The 17,841-nt window shown below is 36.4% G+C and carries 18 protein-coding genes and 1 tRNA gene; 14 read left to right on the top strand and 5 right to left on the bottom strand.

The window, feature by feature from the left end:
- Positions 1 to 71: 71 nt before the first annotated feature.
- Positions 72 to 1,010: a S1 family peptidase gene (locus FIT61_RS03515; RefSeq protein WP_244925175.1), complete on the bottom strand. Its 939-nt coding sequence runs from the start codon at positions 1,008 to 1,010 to the stop codon at positions 72 to 74.
- Between the two features lie 208 nt (positions 1,011 to 1,218).
- Between FIT61_RS03515 and uvrB the strand changes: the two genes are divergently transcribed.
- From uvrB to radA, 8 genes are all read left to right on the top strand, one after another.
- A complete protein-coding gene (gene uvrB / locus FIT61_RS03510) occupies positions 1,219 to 3,258 on the top strand; it encodes an excinuclease ABC subunit UvrB (RefSeq protein ID WP_139883292.1) in 2,040 nt (679 codons plus the stop codon).
- A gap of 103 nt (positions 3,259 to 3,361) precedes the next feature.
- Positions 3,362 to 3,739 (top strand): 30S ribosomal protein S6, encoded by a 378-nt coding sequence (gene rpsF, locus FIT61_RS03505; protein WP_139873426.1) that lies wholly within the window; start codon positions 3,362 to 3,364, stop codon positions 3,737 to 3,739.
- A gap of 42 nt (positions 3,740 to 3,781) precedes the next feature.
- On the top strand, positions 3,782 to 4,030 hold the full coding sequence (locus FIT61_RS03500) for a primosomal replication protein N (protein ID WP_244925174.1): 249 nt from the start codon (positions 3,782 to 3,784) through the stop codon (positions 4,028 to 4,030).
- A 9-nt stretch (positions 4,031 to 4,039) separates the two neighbouring features.
- The gene (gene rpsR / locus FIT61_RS03495) at positions 4,040 to 4,267 is read left to right on the top strand and encodes a 30S ribosomal protein S18 (RefSeq protein ID WP_046487999.1); all 228 of its coding nucleotides are present in this window, start codon (positions 4,040 to 4,042) and stop codon (positions 4,265 to 4,267) included.
- 12 nt (positions 4,268 to 4,279) lie between these two features.
- Complete coding sequence (gene rplI / locus FIT61_RS03490; RefSeq protein ID WP_139883289.1) at positions 4,280 to 4,732, top strand: 50S ribosomal protein L9; 453 nt, start codon at positions 4,280 to 4,282, stop codon at positions 4,730 to 4,732.
- 67 nt (positions 4,733 to 4,799) lie between these two features.
- A complete protein-coding gene (dnaB, locus tag FIT61_RS03485) occupies positions 4,800 to 6,179 on the top strand; it encodes a replicative DNA helicase (RefSeq protein ID WP_139873423.1) in 1,380 nt (459 codons plus the stop codon).
- 5 nt (positions 6,180 to 6,184) lie between these two features.
- The gene (alr, locus tag FIT61_RS03480; protein ID WP_139883287.1) at positions 6,185 to 7,267 is read left to right on the top strand and encodes an alanine racemase; all 1,083 of its coding nucleotides are present in this window, start codon (positions 6,185 to 6,187) and stop codon (positions 7,265 to 7,267) included.
- Complete coding sequence (gene radA / locus FIT61_RS03475; protein ID WP_139873421.1) at positions 7,254 to 8,624, top strand: DNA repair protein RadA; 1,371 nt, start codon at positions 7,254 to 7,256, stop codon at positions 8,622 to 8,624. The genes alr and radA overlap by 14 nt, the downstream gene beginning before the upstream one ends.
- Here the strand turns inward: radA and hpnD are convergent.
- Both hpnD and FIT61_RS03465 read right to left on the bottom strand, forming a co-directional pair.
- Positions 8,606 to 9,463, bottom strand: coding sequence for a presqualene diphosphate synthase HpnD (hpnD, locus tag FIT61_RS03470; protein ID WP_139883285.1), 858 nt, complete (start codon positions 9,461 to 9,463; stop codon positions 8,606 to 8,608). The genes radA and hpnD overlap by 19 nt on opposite strands.
- Entirely contained in the window at positions 9,460 to 10,320 is an 861-nt protein-coding gene (locus FIT61_RS03465) for a squalene/phytoene synthase family protein (RefSeq protein ID WP_139883283.1), read from the bottom strand. Before FIT61_RS03465 ends, hpnD begins: the two co-directional genes overlap by 4 nt.
- Before the next feature lie 51 nt (positions 10,321 to 10,371).
- Between FIT61_RS03465 and FIT61_RS03460 the strand changes: the two genes are divergently transcribed.
- The 3 genes from FIT61_RS03460 to FIT61_RS03450 all read left to right on the top strand — a co-directional run bounded on the left by FIT61_RS03460 (position 10,372) and on the right by FIT61_RS03450 (position 11,776).
- Positions 10,372 to 11,127 (top strand): S-methyl-5'-thioinosine phosphorylase, encoded by a 756-nt coding sequence (locus tag FIT61_RS03460; protein WP_139883282.1) that lies wholly within the window; start codon positions 10,372 to 10,374, stop codon positions 11,125 to 11,127.
- Positions 11,128 to 11,661 (top strand): peptide deformylase, encoded by a 534-nt coding sequence (def, locus tag FIT61_RS03455; protein WP_139883280.1) that lies wholly within the window; start codon positions 11,128 to 11,130, stop codon positions 11,659 to 11,661.
- 24 nt (positions 11,662 to 11,685) lie between these two features.
- Positions 11,686 to 11,776: transfer RNA gene (locus FIT61_RS03450), tRNA-Ser, on the top strand.
- Between the two features lie 4 nt (positions 11,777 to 11,780).
- Here the strand turns inward: FIT61_RS03450 and glnD are convergent.
- Together glnD and map are read right to left on the bottom strand one after the other, a co-directional pair.
- Positions 11,781 to 14,339 (bottom strand): [protein-PII] uridylyltransferase, encoded by a 2,559-nt coding sequence (gene glnD / locus FIT61_RS03445; protein ID WP_187351770.1) that lies wholly within the window; start codon positions 14,337 to 14,339, stop codon positions 11,781 to 11,783.
- A gap of 3 nt (positions 14,340 to 14,342) precedes the next feature.
- Positions 14,343 to 15,143 (bottom strand): type I methionyl aminopeptidase, encoded by an 801-nt coding sequence (gene map / locus FIT61_RS03440; protein ID WP_244925173.1) that lies wholly within the window; start codon positions 15,141 to 15,143, stop codon positions 14,343 to 14,345.
- Positions 15,144 to 15,306: 163 nt separating this feature from the next.
- Here map and rpsB point away from each other — a divergent pair, with 163 nt between their 5' ends.
- From rpsB to pyrH, 3 genes are all read left to right on the top strand, one after another.
- Positions 15,307 to 16,059: a 30S ribosomal protein S2 gene (gene rpsB / locus FIT61_RS03435; RefSeq protein ID WP_139873414.1), complete on the top strand. Its 753-nt coding sequence runs from the start codon at positions 15,307 to 15,309 to the stop codon at positions 16,057 to 16,059.
- An 83-nt stretch (positions 16,060 to 16,142) separates the two neighbouring features.
- Positions 16,143 to 17,018 carry a translation elongation factor Ts gene (tsf, locus tag FIT61_RS03430; protein ID WP_139883274.1) on the top strand — a complete coding sequence of 292 codons (876 nt, stop codon included), beginning with the start codon at positions 16,143 to 16,145 and terminating at the stop codon, positions 17,016 to 17,018.
- A gap of 94 nt (positions 17,019 to 17,112) precedes the next feature.
- The gene (pyrH, locus tag FIT61_RS03425) at positions 17,113 to 17,838 is read left to right on the top strand and encodes a UMP kinase (RefSeq protein WP_139873412.1); all 726 of its coding nucleotides are present in this window, start codon (positions 17,113 to 17,115) and stop codon (positions 17,836 to 17,838) included.
- The last annotated feature ends 3 nt before the right edge of the window (positions 17,839 to 17,841 follow it).

Raw genomic sequence — 17,841 nt, 5'->3', positions numbered from 1 at the left:
TAGATCCAGGGTTTATTAATGATTGCCCCTATTTTACGCAAAAAGAACTACAGTTGAAATAGACTTTTAGTCTAATCGCAGGTCTTAGAGCAGCCAAGCAGTTTATAATAATCTTCGAGAAGTTCAGGGTTCACTTTAGCAATTTGTTCTTGAATATTTTTAATTTCGATTTTGTCTTCTTTGCCTTTAGCAATAAAACCTAAACGCAAGAGTGCATCGGTATTTTGATTGTCTAATTTGATGGATTGTCGATATGCTTTTTCAGCAGCATTTAAATTATTAAGGTTTTCGTTAGCGAAGCCAAGTTCAAACCAAGCTTCCGCATTATTCATTTCTTTTCTTGTCCATTCGCTAGCTACTTCGAGTAATTTTTTCCAATCTTCTTTAATCGTTGGAATTGCAACTTGAAGAAAGATTGGTTTTTTATCTTCCTCTTCCTCCCATAAAGCTGTACCAGTGATTGGGAAATTAGTTTCAGTAGGTTTATTTTTAAGTGAATTGAGCCATTCAACCGGAAGAGCATAATAAAAAGAATTTTTTCCAGAAGTTTTGAAAGTATTTATACCTACAAGCCGACCTTCAGTATCAAATAAGCCACTTCCTGATGCGCCCATCCTAAATTTTGCCGAACTCAAGATTACCTTTCCTTGATCAAGATCATAAGTAGATTTCACAAAACCCGCACTTGTTAATGGGGCAGGTACGCCATTTGAATGACCTATTGCGATCACTTCTTGGCCTTTTTTAAGGTCAGTACTTTTGCCTATAAGAACCGATTTGTGTGGCATCCCGAATGTACTAACTAAACATAAATCATGCCAACGATCTGCTTTAACTGCCGTCACTGAGTAAGTTTCTTCGCCTTGAGAAATCCATGGTTGCTTTGTTTTTCTTAATACATGACAATTCGTGATGACTTGATTGTCTCCTACAACAACTCCTGAGCCATAAGCAAGACCGCCGGTTTCGTTGTATCCTCTTATCATGACAACGCTTAAAAATGAGCTCATTAACTGGTCATTATTTAAAGCAAATACATTCGTTGAAAAAAATGAAAACCCAATTGAAATAAATGCAAAAAATTTAAAGAATGGTTTCATAGGAAGTCGCTTTTAAAAAGTATAATGTTCACTGGACTGTATGCAATACTAAAAGTTCTCGTTAGTTTTGCCGCATATTTAATTTTCTAATAGTTTATTTAAGTAGAATACCACTATCTTGTTACTTACATTTCCAAATAGCCCTTATCAGTTATTCCAACCATTTCCCCCTGCTGGAGATCAACCACAAGCTATTGATCTTTTAACACAAGGGATTTTTGACGGAAAAAAGTTCCAAACACTCTTAGGTGTCACTGGTTCAGGAAAAACATACACCATAGCAAATGTAATCGCCAGAACAGGAAAGCCTGCAATTGTAATGGCGCCTAACAAAACACTAGCCGCACAACTTTATTCAGAATTCAGAGAATTTTTCCCCCAAAATGCTGTGGAATATTTTGTGTCTTACTACGATTACTATCAGCCTGAAGCTTATGTTCCCGCCCGAGATCTTTTTATTGAGAAAGATTCAAGTATTAACGAGCATATTGAACAAATGCGCTTATCTGCAACCAAAGCTCTTCTTGAGCGTGATGACAGCATTATTGTAGCGACAGTATCTGCGATCTACGGTATTGGTGACCCTGTTGATTATCAGGGTATGGTCATGCATCTCATTAAAGGTGAAAGGTTATTACAACGTAATATTATTTTGCGCTTAGTTTCTATGCAATATGAACGTAATGATTTTGATTTTTCACGAGGTGCCTTCAGGGTAAGGGGCGATACGATTGATATTTTCCCTGCTGAAAATTCAGAGACTGCAATTAGAGTCACATTATTTGATGATCTCATAGAGTCGATTACGCTCTTTGATCCACTCACAGGGCAGATGTATAACAAAGTGAATCACTTTACAGTTTACCCTTCGAGTCATTACGTAACGCCAAGAGAAACCACTGTGAGGGCAATTGAAAAAATTAAAAATGAACTAAGAGAGCGCTCAGATTATTTTGTAAAAGCCAATAAATTAGTTGAAGCTCAAAGAATTGAACAGCGCACTCGTTTTGATATTGAGATGTTAAATGAAATAGGTTTTTGTAAGGGCATTGAAAATTATTCGAGACATTTGTCAGGCAGGAACCCAGGTGATCCACCTCCCACCTTAATTGAATATCTGCCTAAAGATGCGCTTATGATTATTGATGAAAGCCATGTTACCGTTCCTCAAATTGGTGGGATGTATAAAGGCGATCGTGCTCGAAAAGAAAATTTAGTTGAGTATGGATTTAGATTGCCATCAGCGCTTGATAATCGACCTTTAAAATTTGAAGAGTTTGAAAAAACAATGCGTCAATGTATTTTTGTTTCAGCAACACCTGCTGAATATGAAGCCCTAAATACACAAAAAATTGTAGAGCAAGTTGCTAGACCTACAGGATTAATTGACCCTGAAATTATTGTCAAACCAGCAGATACACAGGTTGATGATTTATTAAGTGAGATTAATCTTCGCGTTGAAAAAAATGAAAGAGTATTAGCAACAACCCTTACTAAGCGTATGGCTGAAGATTTGACTGACTATTTATCTGAACATCAAATTAAAGTGCGCTATCTTCACTCAGATATTGATACGGTGGAACGCGTTGAAATTATTCGCGATTTAAGATTAGGCAAATTCGATGTAGTGGTGGGTATTAATCTATTAAGAGAAGGTCTCGATATTCCAGAAGTTTCTCTTGTGGCTGTATTAGATGCTGACAAAGAAGGCTTTTTAAGGTCTGAACGCTCCCTCATTCAAACGGCGGGAAGGGCAGCCCGTAATTTAAATGGACAAGTTATTTTCTATGCCAACAAGATTACACGAAGCATGAAAATAGCTATGGACGAAACTAGTCGAAGGCGCGCCAAGCAAATTACATTTAATTTAGAAAATAATATTACGCCCGTAGGCGTTACCAAAAAGATTAAAGATATTATTGATGGTACTTTTGATAAAGAAGAAGTCGATTTTAATCGGGCGCTGAAGAAGGAAGAGGCTCGCTATGACCATTTAAACGAGAAGCAGATGGCCAAGGAAATCCAAAAGCTAGAAAAATCAATGCAGATAGCGGCACGTAATTTAGAATTTGAAAAAGCGGCTCAACTTCGAGACGAAGCGAAATTCCTTAAAGAAAGACTTTATGGGGCAGGGCTTAGGGACCGAATTGACCTCTAAAAACCATTGATTTAATTCAAAAAACACCTATAATACTCGATCTTTCTACCTTGCTTTACAGTGAACCGCATCACTGAAAGCTATTAACCATAAGGGGATTTATATGCGACATTATGAAGTTGTATTCATCGTACATCCTGATCAAAGCGAACAAGTGCCTGGCATGATTGAACGCTACAGATCTCTAGTAACATCCAAAGGTGGAAAACTCCACCGCCTCGAAGATTGGGGCCGTAAACAGCTTGCCTACATGATTGAAAAAATTCACAAAGCTCATTATGTGCTTATGAATATTGAATGTGATCTTGAAACGCTTGCAGAGTTAGAGCATGCATTCAAATTCAATGATGCCGTTTTACGTCATTTGATTATGGGCACAAAAACAGCCGTGACTTCACCATCTATTATGATGAAAGAAGAAAAATCAAAATCAGTGCTTGATAAAGATGAGCGAGCTGCACCTGAGGTTGTTGAAGCTTAATTTAGATTGAACTGCTTAGAAATTTCTGGGGAAGTGTCCCACGTGGATCCAATTCGATACACACCCGCAGGAATACCAGCACTTAATCTTACTTTAAAACATAACTCAGAGCAGATTGAAGCGAATTTAAAACGTACAATCAATTGTGAGTTAAGCGCAAAAATCATGGGTAGCAATGCTTTGATACCAGTGAAAATTGGCGACAAAATTAAAACAAAAGGGTTTATTGGAAATAAGAGCGCAAAAAGTAATCAGCTCATTTTTCATATTAATTTTATAGAATATCTATAGGAGTTTAAGATGGCTAGAGAAATGTACAAAAGAAGACGTTACTGCAGATTTAGTGCTGAAGGCATTAAAGAAGTAGATTACAAAGATGTTGATTTATTAAAAGACTTTATTACTGAAAACGGAAAGCTGATTCCAGCTCGTATCACAGGCACTAAAGCCATTTATCAACGACAACTCAACATTGCGGTGAAGCGCGCTCGTTTTTTAGCGCTTTTACCATACACTGATAAGCACTAAGGAGATTATAAGATGCAAGTTATTTTATTAGAGAAAGTTGCTAATTTAGGAAACCTTGGTGACATTGTTAAAGTTAAAGATGGATTTGGTAGAAATTTTTTAATTCCACAAGGCAAAGCTAAGCGCGCAACAGATTCAAATAAAGCAGAATTTGAAGCAAGACGTGCTGAACTTGAAAAACAACAATCAGCGCTTCTTGATGCTGCCAAAGAAAGAGCTAAAGCCCTTGCTGGTTTTAATCTTGCTGTGACGCAAAAAGCTGGTGTTGACGGAAAACTTTTTGGCTCTGTGACAAACACAGATATTGCTGAAGGTTTAACAGCGAAAAATATTAAGGTAGTTAAAGCTGAGATTCGTATGCCAAATGGCCCACTCAAAACTGTAGGTCAGCATCAAGTCACCATTGCTTTGCATCATGATGTGACAGTTGATATTACAATCGACGTGATTGGTGAACCTGCTTAATAAAAAGCAATCTATTTTTTTAAAGGCTGCCTAGAGCAGCCTTTTTTTATTCCGTTATAATTAATCCATGGCTGACGATATTCTCAATACCCTTAAATTACCCCCACATTCGATTGAAGCAGAGCAGTCTTTATTGGGTGGTTTGCTCATTGAAAATGAAGCGCTTGATAAAATTGCGGACCTTGTGTCGCCCAGTGATTTTTATCGTCAAGATCATCGTTTAATCTATCAGCATATTATTAAGCTTGTTGAGCAAAATAGCCCAGCGGATATTGTGACTGTTGCTGAATCCTTAGAGAAGAATGCTGAGTTAGTAACGGCTGGTGGTATAAGTTATCTGGGTTCTTTAGCACAAAATACGCCAACTTCTGCGAATATTCGTCGATATGCAGAGATTGTTCGCGAACGTTCAATCATGAGACATTTGGTCGAGGTGGGTTCTGATATTGCAGATAGTGCTTTTGCGCCTCAAGGACGAGATGCTCAGCAACTTTTAGACGAAGCTGAAGCTAAGATTTTTCAAATTGCCGAAAAAGAAAAGCATGATCAATCCGGCTTTAAGGATATTAAAGAGCTTTTGCCTCAGGTAGCACAAAGGATTGATGATTTATTTACTGCAGGGGCGAGTGACGTTACCGGTGTACCCACAGGATTCTCAGATTTAGATGCGATGACCTCAGGATTGCAACCAGGTGACCTTGTTATTGTTGCTGGTCGTCCTTCTATGGGTAAAACTTCATTGGCTCTTAATATGGCAGAAAATGTTGCGTTGGACACAGGACTTCCTGTCGCAGTATTTTCAATGGAAATGGCTTCTACCCAATTAACTATGCGTCTATTAGGTTCAGTTGGACGTTTAGACCAGCACAAGATGAGAACAGGGCGTCTTGAAGATGATGACTGGGAACGATTAACTCATGCACTAGGAAGGCTTAATGAGGCACCTATCCATATTGACGAAGGCGCCGGTTTAAATTCTTTTGATATAAGAGCGCGCGCTAGAAGACTCTCGAGACAGTGTGGAAAATTAGGTTTGATTGTCATCGATTACCTTCAATTAATGTCACCTCCAGGTGGGCGACAAAGCGAAAATCGTGCGACGGAAATTTCTGAAATGTCACGATCACTTAAAGCTCTTGCAAAAGAGCTTGATGTTCCAGTTGTTGCATTATCTCAGCTCAATCGAAGTGTTGAACAGAGACCTGATAAGCGTCCCGTAATGTCGGACTTGAGAGAATCAGGTGCGATTGAACAAGACGCTGATTTAATACTTTTCATTTATCGAGACGAAGTTTATAACCCCGATACTCCAGATAAAGGCGTTGCAGAAATCATTATTGCAAAACAAAGAAATGGCCCTATTGGGCGAGTTAGACTCACATTCTTAGGAGAATATACTCGCTTCGAAAATTTTGCTAATCCAGGCTTTCAATCTTACGACGAATAATATAAATGCGTCCTCTTAAGGCATTCATTAATCAAGCTTCGCTTCGACATAATCTCGCTATTGTTAAGCAATTAACACCTAAATCTAAGATCATGTCAGTTGTAAAGGCTAATGGTTATGGACATGGTCTTATTAATGTTGCTCACGGACTAAGTGAAAGCGATGGTTTTGCTGTGCTTAGTTTAAATGAAGCAATTGACTTAAGAGAGCACGGTTTTGAGCAAACTATTTTATTGTTAGAAGGCGCTTTTGAAGCTTATGAAATTCCTATAGCAGCAAAAATGCGCATCAACCTTGTGGTGCATAATATTCAACAATTACAGATGATTGAACACGCAAAACTCAATCATCCTATCGATATTCACTTTAAGATTAATACTGGAATGAACCGTTTAGGATTTGACCCTAAGGATGCAAAAGATATTGTTAAATCTTTACAAAATAAATCTCATATTAAATCGATCACACTGATGACTCATTTTGCAACTGCGGATGAGCCTAGAGGTGTTGATTGGCAATTTAATATTTTTAATGATATTGCTAATCATTTTAATTTCTCTCGTTCGGTTGCAAACTCGGCATCTATTCTCAATTATAAAAGTACCCATCTTGATTGGGTCAGACCCGGGATTATGCTCTATGGTGCATCACCAATTGTAGGGGAAAAATCTAGTTCTTTTAACCTTAAACCTGTTATGCAATTGAAAAGCAAAATTATTGCAATACAAAATTTATCCAAAAATGATTCAATTGGATATGGCGACAGTTTTAAAGCTAAAAATGATATGCGTATCGCTGTGGTTGCATGTGGCTATGCGGATGGCTATCCGAGACATGCGCCAACTGGAACACCAGTCTTTGTTGAGGGAAAAAAAACATTTACAGTTGGTAGAGTATCTATGGATATGCTTTATATAGATATCACCAATATTCCTAAAGCATCTATTTCAAGCGATGTTGAATTATGGGGTGAGCATATTCTTGTCGACGAAGTTGCTGAAAAATCTGGAACAGTAGGTTATGAATTACTTTGTGCTATTTCCGCATCCATAAGAGTTCCTATGGAAACATTATATGGCCAAAAATAAGATTGCATTTGTTTGCACTGAATGCGGCGGTCAATCGACCAAATGGCAGGGGCAATGCCCACATTGCATGACATGGAATACCATGGCAGAAAGTATTATTGAGGCTTCTATGCCTAGTCGATATGCATCTCTGACACAAACCTCAGAACTAAAAAAACTTAACGAAGTTAAAATGTCAGCCGTTTATAAGAGAACGACCTGTATAAGTGAATTTGATCGAGTTCTAGGCGGTGGTTTTGTTCCTGGGGGCGTCGTATTAATTGGTGGAGATCCTGGTATTGGAAAATCGACACTACTTATTCAGGCGCTTTCACATATGACTAATGATAAAAGTCAGGCGCCATGCAAAGTTATTTACGTAAGTGGCGAAGAGTCACCGCAACAGATAGCTATGCGAGCAAAACGTTTAGAGCTAGAAGTCTCAGATATTTTTATCCTGTCTGAAATAAATTTAGAAAAAATTATTCAATCGATTGAAAAAAATAAACCCGATGTTGTTGTTATTGATTCTATTCAAACAATTTATTCGGAAGAGTTGCAATCAGCACCTGGTTCAGTTACTCAAGTCAGAGAATGTTCAGCACAATTGACGCGCATTGCAAAACAATTAGAAGTGAGCATGATTTTAGTTGGCCACGTTACAAAAGAAGGTTCATTAGCAGGTCCTCGCGTGCTAGAGCATATTGTAGATACTGTGCTTTATTTCGAAGGTGATCAAAACTCGAGCTTTAGAATGGTACGCGCATTTAAAAATAGATTTGGCGCTGTCAATGAGCTTGGTGTATTTGCTATGACCGAGAAAGGTTTGCGAGAAGTGACAAATCCTTCCGCACTATTTTTGTCACATCATCATGAAGAGGTTTCTGGATCATGTATTACAGTAACTCAAGAAGGAACGAGACCACTTCTTATTGAGATTCAAGCGCTTGTTGATAATGCGCATGGAGCATCGCCTAAACGCTTAGGTGTTGGTTTGGAGCAGAATCGACTTTCCATGCTTCTTGCCGTATTGCATAGACATGGCGGCATCGCATGCTTTGATCAAGATGTTTTTGTAAATGCGGTAGGTGGTGTCAAGATTACTGAGCCAGGTGTAGATCTTGCTATTTTATGTGCTATTGTTTCATCGTTTAAAAATCAACCTATCAATCAAAAAACAATTATTTTTGGTGAGGTCGGTTTAGCAGGCGAGGTAAGACCTATTCAAAGAGGTCAAGAGCGTATCAAAGAAGCTGCAAAATTAGGTTTTACACGAGCTATCATTCCCAAAGCAAATATTGCTAAACAAAAGATTGCAGGAATTGATGTCATGGGTATTGAATATCTTTCTCAAGCACTTCAACTGCTTAAAGCATAAAATTTATTTTTAAAGAAGCATTTAAATATGACGAGCATCTTCCTAAAAGGCGGGAGGATTACCTTGCGATTGAGTGTTTGTTCTGGCTGATCCCTTTTAATCTCAAGCAGTAATGTTTCATAAATTTTTCCCATAAGTAAGCCAGGAATCTGTGAATTTATATCTTCTTTAGGGATTTTTTCATAAGCAGACTTATAAAAATTTTCTGCACGCTCAATTTGATAAATCAATAAGTTTGATACATTTTTATTTTCTTGAAATCTTAAAATGTCATTTTCAGATACATTGAATTGATGAAGTTCATCGAGTGGAATATAGATTCTATTTTTTCTTGCATCTTCTCCAACGTCACGAATAATATTTGTGAGTTGAAGCGCAATACCCAAATCATGAGCAAACTTTAAAGTCCCTTGATTTTTAAAGCCTAATATTTTGACGCATAGTATGCCTACTACGCCTGCAACTCTATAGCAATAAAGTTGGAGCTGTTTAAAACTTTCGTAGCGATTAAATTTTAAATCCATTTCCATACCATCTAGCATTTCTATGAAATAGGCCTCATTAAGTTCATAGGTACCAATAAACTTTAAAAGTGACTTTGTCACTGGATGTTGCGGTGTTTCATGAAATAATCGATTTATTTCATTTTTCCACCAATTTATTTTTGCTGTTGCTACTTCGAGATCGATTGTGTTATCAACAATATCATCAATTTCCCTACAAAATGCGTAAAGCGACACAAGGGCATCTCGCCTGTTTTTACTTATAAAGTAAAAAGTCCACGTGAAATTTGATTTACTCTCTTTAACCTTCTCGTAGCAATATTGAATAGGAGTCATGATAGTTTTAGGGTTGCAGCTTTAAGGAATATGAATATCCAATCTAATGTTTTAATTTTAGGTGGGTTAATGAATAAATTACAGTCATTTTTTTTCATTCTTTCTACTAATAAAAGCGCTGCAAGCTCAATCATTTGTATTTCCAAGCCAAGCCTACCTTTTATTTTTTTTCCAAGCCCTAAGCCTTCCTTAAGGATTTGGTAATTTCGATTAACCCAAAATTTTTTATATCTTATCCATTGAGCTGAAAAGTTTCTTTTTTCGATATCTTTGATATTTAGATTAAATTCTTTTATCTCGTCTTTTGGAAAATAAATTCGACCTTTTTTATAATCTTCAACAGCCCCTTGAGCGAAATTAATAAGTGCTAACGCCGTACAAATCGCATTAGATTTGCGAATATTTTCTTTATTATCTTTTTTTGCAAGGCTTAAAATAAGTTCACCAGCTGGGTTCGCTGCATCCTCACAATATTTGATTAGGCCATTAAATCTAGAGTATTGTTTATGATTAATATCTTTATTAAAAGCATTAATAAATTTATATAAGTTACTGATTTTTATATTATATTTAATAAGTATTTTTTTTAATATTTTAAAATATGGGTCGTTAATTTTTTGATTTTTTTCAATTTTTTTTAGATGATCTTTAAGATATTTTATTTCTTTAAGACGGTCTTTCTTAGATTTATTTCCTTCATCAGCAATATCGTCACCGAGACGAGCAAAAGCATACAAGGTGGTAATAGCCTCTTTCATTTCTATACCAAGAACTAATGAGCCTACAGTAAAATTTTCATAATGCTTCTTTGTTTGCTTGATTTTGTATTGGTTCTTTATGTTTTGTGTAATCCTCATATACAGTAGTATGTTATAGAATGTAAATCTTTAATAGGTGAGGTTAGTTTTATGTTTGGAATTATTGGTGGCACGGGATTAGCTTCTATACATGAATTAAAAGTATTAAAGCGTGAGCTTATTAGAACACCTTATGGAGAACCTTCTCAGCCGCTCATTTTTGGATCATTATCCAATAAAAATATTGTTTTTCTAGCTCGTCATGGCTCGGGCCATACAATACCGCCTCATGAAATTAATTATCGTGCGAACATTTGGGCTCTTCAATCGGTGGGAGTTACGAAAATCATATCCGTAGCTACTGTCGGCGTAATCGATGAAGCAGTTAAACCAGGCGCTATATGTATTCCCAGTCAAATTATTGATTATACATATGGCCGTAAAAATACTTATTTTGATGGCGCTGAAATGCCAGTTAAGCACATAGATTTTACTTATCCATATGATGAATCTTTAAGAAAACAAATTATTACTTCTGCACAGGCTTTATTAAAAACAGTGGTGACTGAAGGTGTTTATGCGGCAGTGCAGGGACCTCGATTAGAAACTGCAGCCGAAATAAATCGTCTTGAAAAAGACGGTGCTAATATCGTTGGTATGACTGGAATGCCTGAAGCGGCTTTGGCAAAAGAACTTAATATTGCATATGCAGCCATATGCCCTATGGTAAATCACGCCGCTGGAAGAGGTCAAAGTAAAGATGCTATTTCATTTTCTAGTATTAATGAGCTTTGTGATAATGATGTTTGCCAACATATGATGATTGATGTAATTAGACTGATTCAAACAATTGTTTCAAAAAACTAAATGACCATAAGACAAGTGTTAAAAATGGGCGATCCGCTGCTTTTGAAAGTTGCAGAGCCAATTCATGATTTCAAAAGTCGCGCATTAAAAAATTTGATTGAAGATATGCAAGATACTATGCATTCTTTAAATGGCGCAGGCTTAGCAGCACCTCAAATAGGCGTGAGCCTAAGGGTTGTCATTTTTGGTATTAAAAAGACTCCGCGATATCCAGACGTAGAAGAAGTGCCATACACTATTTTAATTAATCCAAAACTTACTTTTCTTGATGATGATATAGAAAGTGGATGGGAGGGGTGTCTTTCCGTTCCTGGCATGAGGGGCTTAGTGCCAAGATTTAAAAAACTTCGTTATCAAGGCTATGATTTGAATCAGAATCCAATTGATCGCACAGTTACTGATTTTCATGCGCGCGTCGTTCAGCATGAGTGTGATCATTTAGATGGTATTCTTTATCCTATGAAGATTGAGGATTTGAGTAATTTTGGATTTTCTGAAGTTTTATTTCCCAATTCAGACCTTCAAGATGATTAAAGGTTATGTTAGAATTCTCGCTCGGGAAGAGTGGCTGAGCGGTTTAAGGCAGCGGTCTTGAAAACCGTCGAGGGTTCATAGCCCTCCGTGAGTTCGAATCTCACCTCTTCCGCCATTTTTTACTCAATTAATTCCCTCAGTCTTTTTACTAGGCTATCTTTTTTTATTTTCTTGAGCGCTTGATTATTTTTATATGTAATTAAAAAAGTGTCTTCTACGCGCGATCCTAATGTATTTATTTTCGCATCATTAATTGATATATCTTGTTTTGAAAGCTGGTCAGATATAAGGCTTAATAGCCCATTTCTATCATCAGTAATTATATCTAATTGATAAGTGGTGGATTGTTCAATCTGTGAAATAGAAATTTTCGTATCAAAAGAGTGATGTGTCGCTTGACGACTTCGTTCAGAAAGTTTTGTAGGCTTATTTTCTTTATGACTTTCAAATCGACTAGTTAATTCTTTTTCAATGAATTTAAAGAGCCCTTCGTAACTTACAGACTTAGGATTGGCATCAAGCAAATCAAAAAGGTTCAATGCATAATTATGTTGAGTTGTGAATATTTTTGCTGCAGCAATGTTATATCCAATTTCATCAAAAAAATGGCAAGTTTTGTTAAAAATATGTGCAGAATTTTTTTGATAAATAAGAACTTCTATGCCTTCGCCATTTGAGCGATGTCTAACTCTAATAATTGGTTTTGTGGGTGCTGTATGTGAAAATAATAACCTTGTCTGCCAGGCTATTTCTTCTTCAGTGTATTTGTAGAAATAGTTTTTCCCAAAATTTTCCCAAAGCACTTTGTAGTGATGATTTTTAATATTGTAATGTTCAAGAATTAATGCTGCTTTTTCTTTTCGTTTTGTAATTGAATCTTCATGAGACAACTTATCTTGCTCTAAATAATTTAAAGTGTAGTTAAATAAATTTTTGAGAAGTATAGCCTTCCATTGGTTCCATACATAAGGGCTTGTTGCTCTTATATCTGCAACTGTGAGGAGGTAAAGTGAAATCAAATTTTCTTTGTTTGTTACTTTTTTTGCAAAATCTTCAATTATTCTAGGATCTGATAGGTCTAATTTTTGTGCTGTATGAGACATAATAAGGTGAGATTTCACAAGCCATTTGATGATTTTATGATCTTCAGGAGGCAAATGATTGAGCTTTGAAAATTCATCAACATCTTTTGCTCCCAATTCGGAATGATCGCCACCTCGACCTTTTGCAATATCATGAAATAGTGCAGCGAGATACAAGACATATTTTTTTTTGTAATTTTTGAATAAATCATAACAGTCAGGAAACTCGTGTTTCAATTCATCCTTAGCGAATCTTCTTAAGTTACGAATAACGTTGAGAATATGTTCATCCACTGTATAGATATGAAATAAATCATGCTGCATCTGACCAACTATTTTTCCAAATGCAGGAATATATGCGCCGATTAGGTTGCATTTATTCATAATCCTTAACGTTCGATTTACCTTTTTGTCCGATTTGAGAATAGATAAGAATTTTTCTTGTTGTTTTTTATTTTTTCGAAATGCTTCATTTATTTCTTTTGAGGAATTTTGAAGTAGCATCATCAGCTTTGGCCCCAAAGATTTCAGCGATGTATGATTTTGAAAAGTAATAAAGACATCAAATATATGAGGTGTAATAGATTTATTTTTGAAATTTGAACCAATCTCTAAATGCCCATCCATAACAATCAGAAATTCGCTATTTTCAATTTTTCTTGGCTTAGTAATTTTTTTGGGGTTAAGCTTTTTAAGTAACACTTCATTAATGTACGTTGTGAAATTGATCGCTTTATAAAAGTCCCTCATAAATAATTCACTTCTTTTTTTATGAGGGCTATTTTTATAGTTAAGTAGTAAACCTAATTGATTTTGATAGTCGAAAAGCAATCTATCTTCATTCTGTTTTGCAGTGATATGAAGAAGAATTCTTAAGTTTTTAATAAAGAGCTCAGTATTTATAAGCTTCTGAAAATTTTGCTTATCAAGATCTTTTCTTTGATTTAATTTTTGTAAATTAAATCTTGGGATATGACTTTTACCAATCCATTGAATCATTTGGAGATCTCTTAGCCCACCAGGACTTTCTTTTATATTTGGCTCTAATTGATATGCAGATTGATTATATTTTTGATGTCTAAGAGCCTGTTCTTTAATTTTGCCTTCATAAAAGTGGATGGGAATGAGAGTTTCATTAACGATCTTTTTTAATTCTCTGAAAAGGCCTTTGTCTCCAATAAGACATCTACTCTCTAAAAGATTTGTTTGCACCGTAATATCTTTTTTAATTTCCCTTTTAGTCTCGGTAATATTTCTGACGCTATGGCCAATTCTTAAACCAAGATCCCATGCCAAGGTAATAAACTGTTCAATTTTTTGACTTAAGGATTTATTAAGATTCTTTGGAATTAATATTAATAAGTCGATGTCAGAATATGGAAATAATTCTTTGCGACCATATCCCCCGCAGGCGATAAGAGAGGCGCTATTTTTGAATTCAAGCCCGTCCCATAGTTTTTTTAATACTTTATCAATAAGTAGCGAGTGATTATCAAGATAAGACTGACCATCTCTTTTTTTTAAGAATGCTTTAATGAGGCTTAACTCATTTAAAGCGATTTCTTTTTTTAAATTGAGTATTTCTTTTTGAATCAAGATTTAATTAACAAATGTAGGCGGTGGAGGTGTTTTTTCAGAAACTGTAAGCACTTCATAACCATTATGAGTTACTAAGATTGTATGTTCCCATTGTGCTGAAAGGCTGCGATCTTTGGTGACTATAGTCCAACCATCAGGCATTTGTTTAATGTCTCTTTTGCCTGCATTGATCATAGGTTCAATTGTAAAAATCATACCCGCTTCCAAGGTAAGTCCTGTACCTTGTTTTCCATAATGAAGCACTTGAGGTTCTTCATGAAATCGCTTGCCAATTCCATGACCACAAAATTCTCGTACTACACTAAACCCATTTTTTTCAGCAAAATCTTGAATGATAAATCCGATATCGCCTAATTTTGCTCCGGGCTTTACTATTTGAATCCCGAGCCACATGGCTTCATAAGTCAGTTTACATAAACGTTTTGCTTGGATAGAGGTTTCGCCCACATGAAACATTCTACTTGTATCGCCATGGAAACCATCTTTAATTACAGTAACATCAATATTTACAATATCACCTTCTTTAAGCGCTTTTGGCCCAGGGACACCATGACAGATTTGATGGTTAATAGAAGTGCAAATTGACTTGGGATATGGTGTGTGTCCGTCCGGAGCATAATTGAGCGGAGCGGGGATAGTATTTTGTACATTAACCATATAATCATGACAAAGTTTGTCGATTTCGTCAGTGGTGATACCAGACCTTACAAAAGGTGTAATAAAATCAAGGACTTCTGATGCTAATTTACCAGCAACACGCATTTTTTCTATTTCTTGGGGATTTTTGATGTGTATTGTCATGATTGCTGCGTTTATATTGCGTTTGAGCTTATTTTTTGTGCTATTATAGCGCGCTTCTTCAAGGATCTTGAGGAAATAATTTTGCATTACCTAACGTTAGGGTGTCTATGAAAATAGATGTAATTAGGTAATGTTTTTTTAACCCATAACAACGGAGTCAAATATGTCAGTTACTATGCGTCAAATGTTAGAAGCGGGTGTCCATTTCGGCCATCAAACCCGTTACTGGAACCCAAGAATGGCACCATACATTTTTGGCGACAGGAATAAAATTCATATTGTTAACCTAGAAAAGACATTGCCAATGTTTCAAGAGGCTTTGAAGTACATTCGAACTCTTGCCGCAAATAAAGGGCGTATTCTTTTTGTGGGCACTAAAAGGCAAGCCCGAGAAATTCTTAAAGAAGAAGCATCTCGTGCGGGTGTGTCTTATGTAAACCACAGATGGTTAGGTGGCATGCTTACAAATTTTAAAACTGTTAGACAATCTATTAAGCGTCTTAATGATTATGAAGCTATGCTTCAAGACGGAAGCTTACAAAAGTTTAATAAAAAAGAAGCTTTAGGTTATAAGCGCGACTATGAGAAATTGCAACGCTCAATCGGTGGTATCAAAGATATGACAGCACTTCCTGATGCAATATTCATTATTGATGTGGGTCATGAAAGTGGTGCTGTAGTAGAAGCAAATAAACTGGGTATACCTATTATTGGTGTAGTCGACACAAATAACTCGCCTGATGATATTTCATATGTTATTCCGGGCAATGATGACTCAAGTAGAGCTATTAGGCTTTATGCTAGAGGCATGGCCGATGCAGTGCTGGAAGGCAAAAGCCAAGCATTAAATGAGCTTGCCAAATCAGTATCGCAAGAAGAAGAGTTTGTAGAAGTAACTGAAGCAGTTACTGAATAATTTTTATGTAATCGTTTTAAAAGGGGCTTCGTGCCCCTTTTTTAATAATAAGTTTAATCATACAGAATTTAAGGAGTATCAAAGTGGCAGAAATAACCGCAAGCATGGTCAAAGACCTTCGCGATCGCACAGACGCACCAATGATGGATTGTAAAAAAGCATTGACAGAAGCTGATGGAGACAGCGCGCGTGCAGAAGAAATTCTAAGAGTACGATTTGGCAATAAAGCAAGCAAGGCAGCTGGAAGGTTAGCAGCAGAGGGTATTGTTATAGCTTTTGTAGCTAAAGACGGTAAAACAGGAACGCTTCTTGAGGTGAACTCGGAAACAGATTTTTGTGCGAAAAATGAAGACTTTTTAAAATACGCACATGATCTTGTAAGTGCTATTAATGAAAAAAATCCAACTAATATTGAGGCTTTGGTGAACTTAACAATGTCGTCAGGTAATGCTGAAGAAGTGAGAGCGCAGCTTGTTGGAAAAATTGGAGAAAATATTACGCCACGTCGATTTATTCGATATCAAACAACTGGTCAAATAGTCAGTTATGTTCATAGCGGAAGAATTGGCGTTCTTCTAGATCTCCAAGGGGGTGACGACGCTTTAGGAAAAGATTTAGCGATGCATATTGCCGCAAATAAACCTAAAGCGCTTAATGCATCAGGCATTGATGCTCAATTGATTGAGGTAGAAAAACGAGTTGCGATTGAAAAAGCAAAAGAAGCGGGCAAGCCTGAAGCTATGCTTGAAAAAATTGCAGAAGGTACAGTTCAAAAATTCCTCAAAGAAGTTACATTGTTAAATCAACCTTTCGTGAAAGACGATAAAGTAACTATTGAGCAGCTGTTAAAAAATAACAATGCGACAATTAATGCATTTAGCATTTATTCTGTAGGCGAAGGCATAGAAAAGGCAGTTGTGGATTATGCTGCAGAGGTCGCAGCAGCAGCAAAGGTTTAATTCAGCAAGAAGAACTGATAAAGGATTGTATGATTTATACAATCCTTTTTTTATGTCTTCTAATTTAAAAATGCGTTAAACTTTAACAAAAATTATGACACGATCCGCGTACAAAAGAGTTTTGTTAAAAATTTCAGGTGAAGCCCTTATGGGTGACGATCCCTTTGGTATTAACCAACATACCATTTCAAATGTTGTTCATGAAATCAAAGAGGCGCTCGATTTAAATGTTCAAATAGGTATTGTGATTGGCGGTGGCAATATATTTAGAGGAGTTGCTTTAGGTGCTGCAGGTATGGATAGGGCAACTGCTGACTATATGGGTATGATGGCAACTGTCATGAATGCTTTGGCCCTTCAGGACGCAATGAAGCATGCTGGTATTGTGGCTCGCGTTCAATCAGCGCTCAATATTGAGCAGGTGGTTGAGCCTTACATTAGAGGTAAGGCAATTCGTTATTTAGAAGAAGGCAAGGTAGTTATTTTTGCTGCCGGTACTGGCAATCCTTTCTTTACAACCGATACTGCAGCAGCTTTGCGCGGGGTTGAAATGAATGCAGATATTATGATTAAAGCCACTAAAGTAGATGGGATTTATTCAGAAGACCCAAAAAAAAATCCAAAAGCAAAGCGTTATGAGGTTGTAAGTTTTGATGAAGCCATTCAAAAAGATTTGAAGGTAATGGATGCTACAGCGCTTACATTGTGCCGAGACCAACAACTACCTATTGCAGTATTTAATATATTCAAATCCGGAGCGCTTAAAAATATCTTATTAGGGCAAAATGAAGGCACGCTGGTAATGCCCAATGTTCATTGATTA

The sequence above is a fragment of the Candidatus Methylopumilus rimovensis genome (assembly GCF_006364615.1).
In the GTDB taxonomy this organism is placed as follows: Bacteria; Pseudomonadota; Gammaproteobacteria; order Burkholderiales; family Methylophilaceae; genus Methylopumilus; species Methylopumilus rimovensis.
Note: the sequence above shows the minus strand (reverse complement) of the source record. Positions and strands in the feature narration are given on the sequence as shown.

Coding starts and splice junctions, on each gene's coding strand:
- alr (WP_139883287.1), top strand. CDS start 6,185: ATGCGTCCTCTTAAGGCATTCATTAATCAAGCTTCGCTTCGACATAAT.
- FIT61_RS03460 (WP_139883282.1), top strand. CDS start 10,372: ATGTTTGGAATTATTGGTGGCACGGGATTAGCTTCTATACATGAATTA.
- rpsR (WP_046487999.1), top strand. CDS start 4,040: ATGGCTAGAGAAATGTACAAAAGAAGACGTTACTGCAGATTTAGTGCT.
- pyrH (WP_139873412.1), top strand. CDS start 17,113: ATGACACGATCCGCGTACAAAAGAGTTTTGTTAAAAATTTCAGGTGAA.
- rplI (WP_139883289.1), top strand. CDS start 4,280: ATGCAAGTTATTTTATTAGAGAAAGTTGCTAATTTAGGAAACCTTGGT.
- hpnD (WP_139883285.1), bottom strand. CDS start 9,463: ATGACTCCTATTCAATATTGCTACGAGAAGGTTAAAGAGAGTAAATCA.
- FIT61_RS03465 (WP_139883283.1), bottom strand. CDS start 10,320: ATGAGGATTACACAAAACATAAAGAACCAATACAAAATCAAGCAAACA.
- def (WP_139883280.1), top strand. CDS start 11,128: ATGACCATAAGACAAGTGTTAAAAATGGGCGATCCGCTGCTTTTGAAA.
- dnaB (WP_139873423.1), top strand. CDS start 4,800: ATGGCTGACGATATTCTCAATACCCTTAAATTACCCCCACATTCGATT.
- map (WP_244925173.1), bottom strand. CDS start 15,143: ATGACAATACACATCAAAAATCCCCAAGAAATAGAAAAAATGCGTGTT.
- radA (WP_139873421.1), top strand. CDS start 7,254: ATGGCCAAAAATAAGATTGCATTTGTTTGCACTGAATGCGGCGGTCAA.
- rpsF (WP_139873426.1), top strand. CDS start 3,362: ATGCGACATTATGAAGTTGTATTCATCGTACATCCTGATCAAAGCGAA.
- FIT61_RS03515 (WP_244925175.1), bottom strand. CDS start 1,010: ATGAGCTCATTTTTAAGCGTTGTCATGATAAGAGGATACAACGAAACC.
- rpsB (WP_139873414.1), top strand. CDS start 15,307: ATGTCAGTTACTATGCGTCAAATGTTAGAAGCGGGTGTCCATTTCGGC.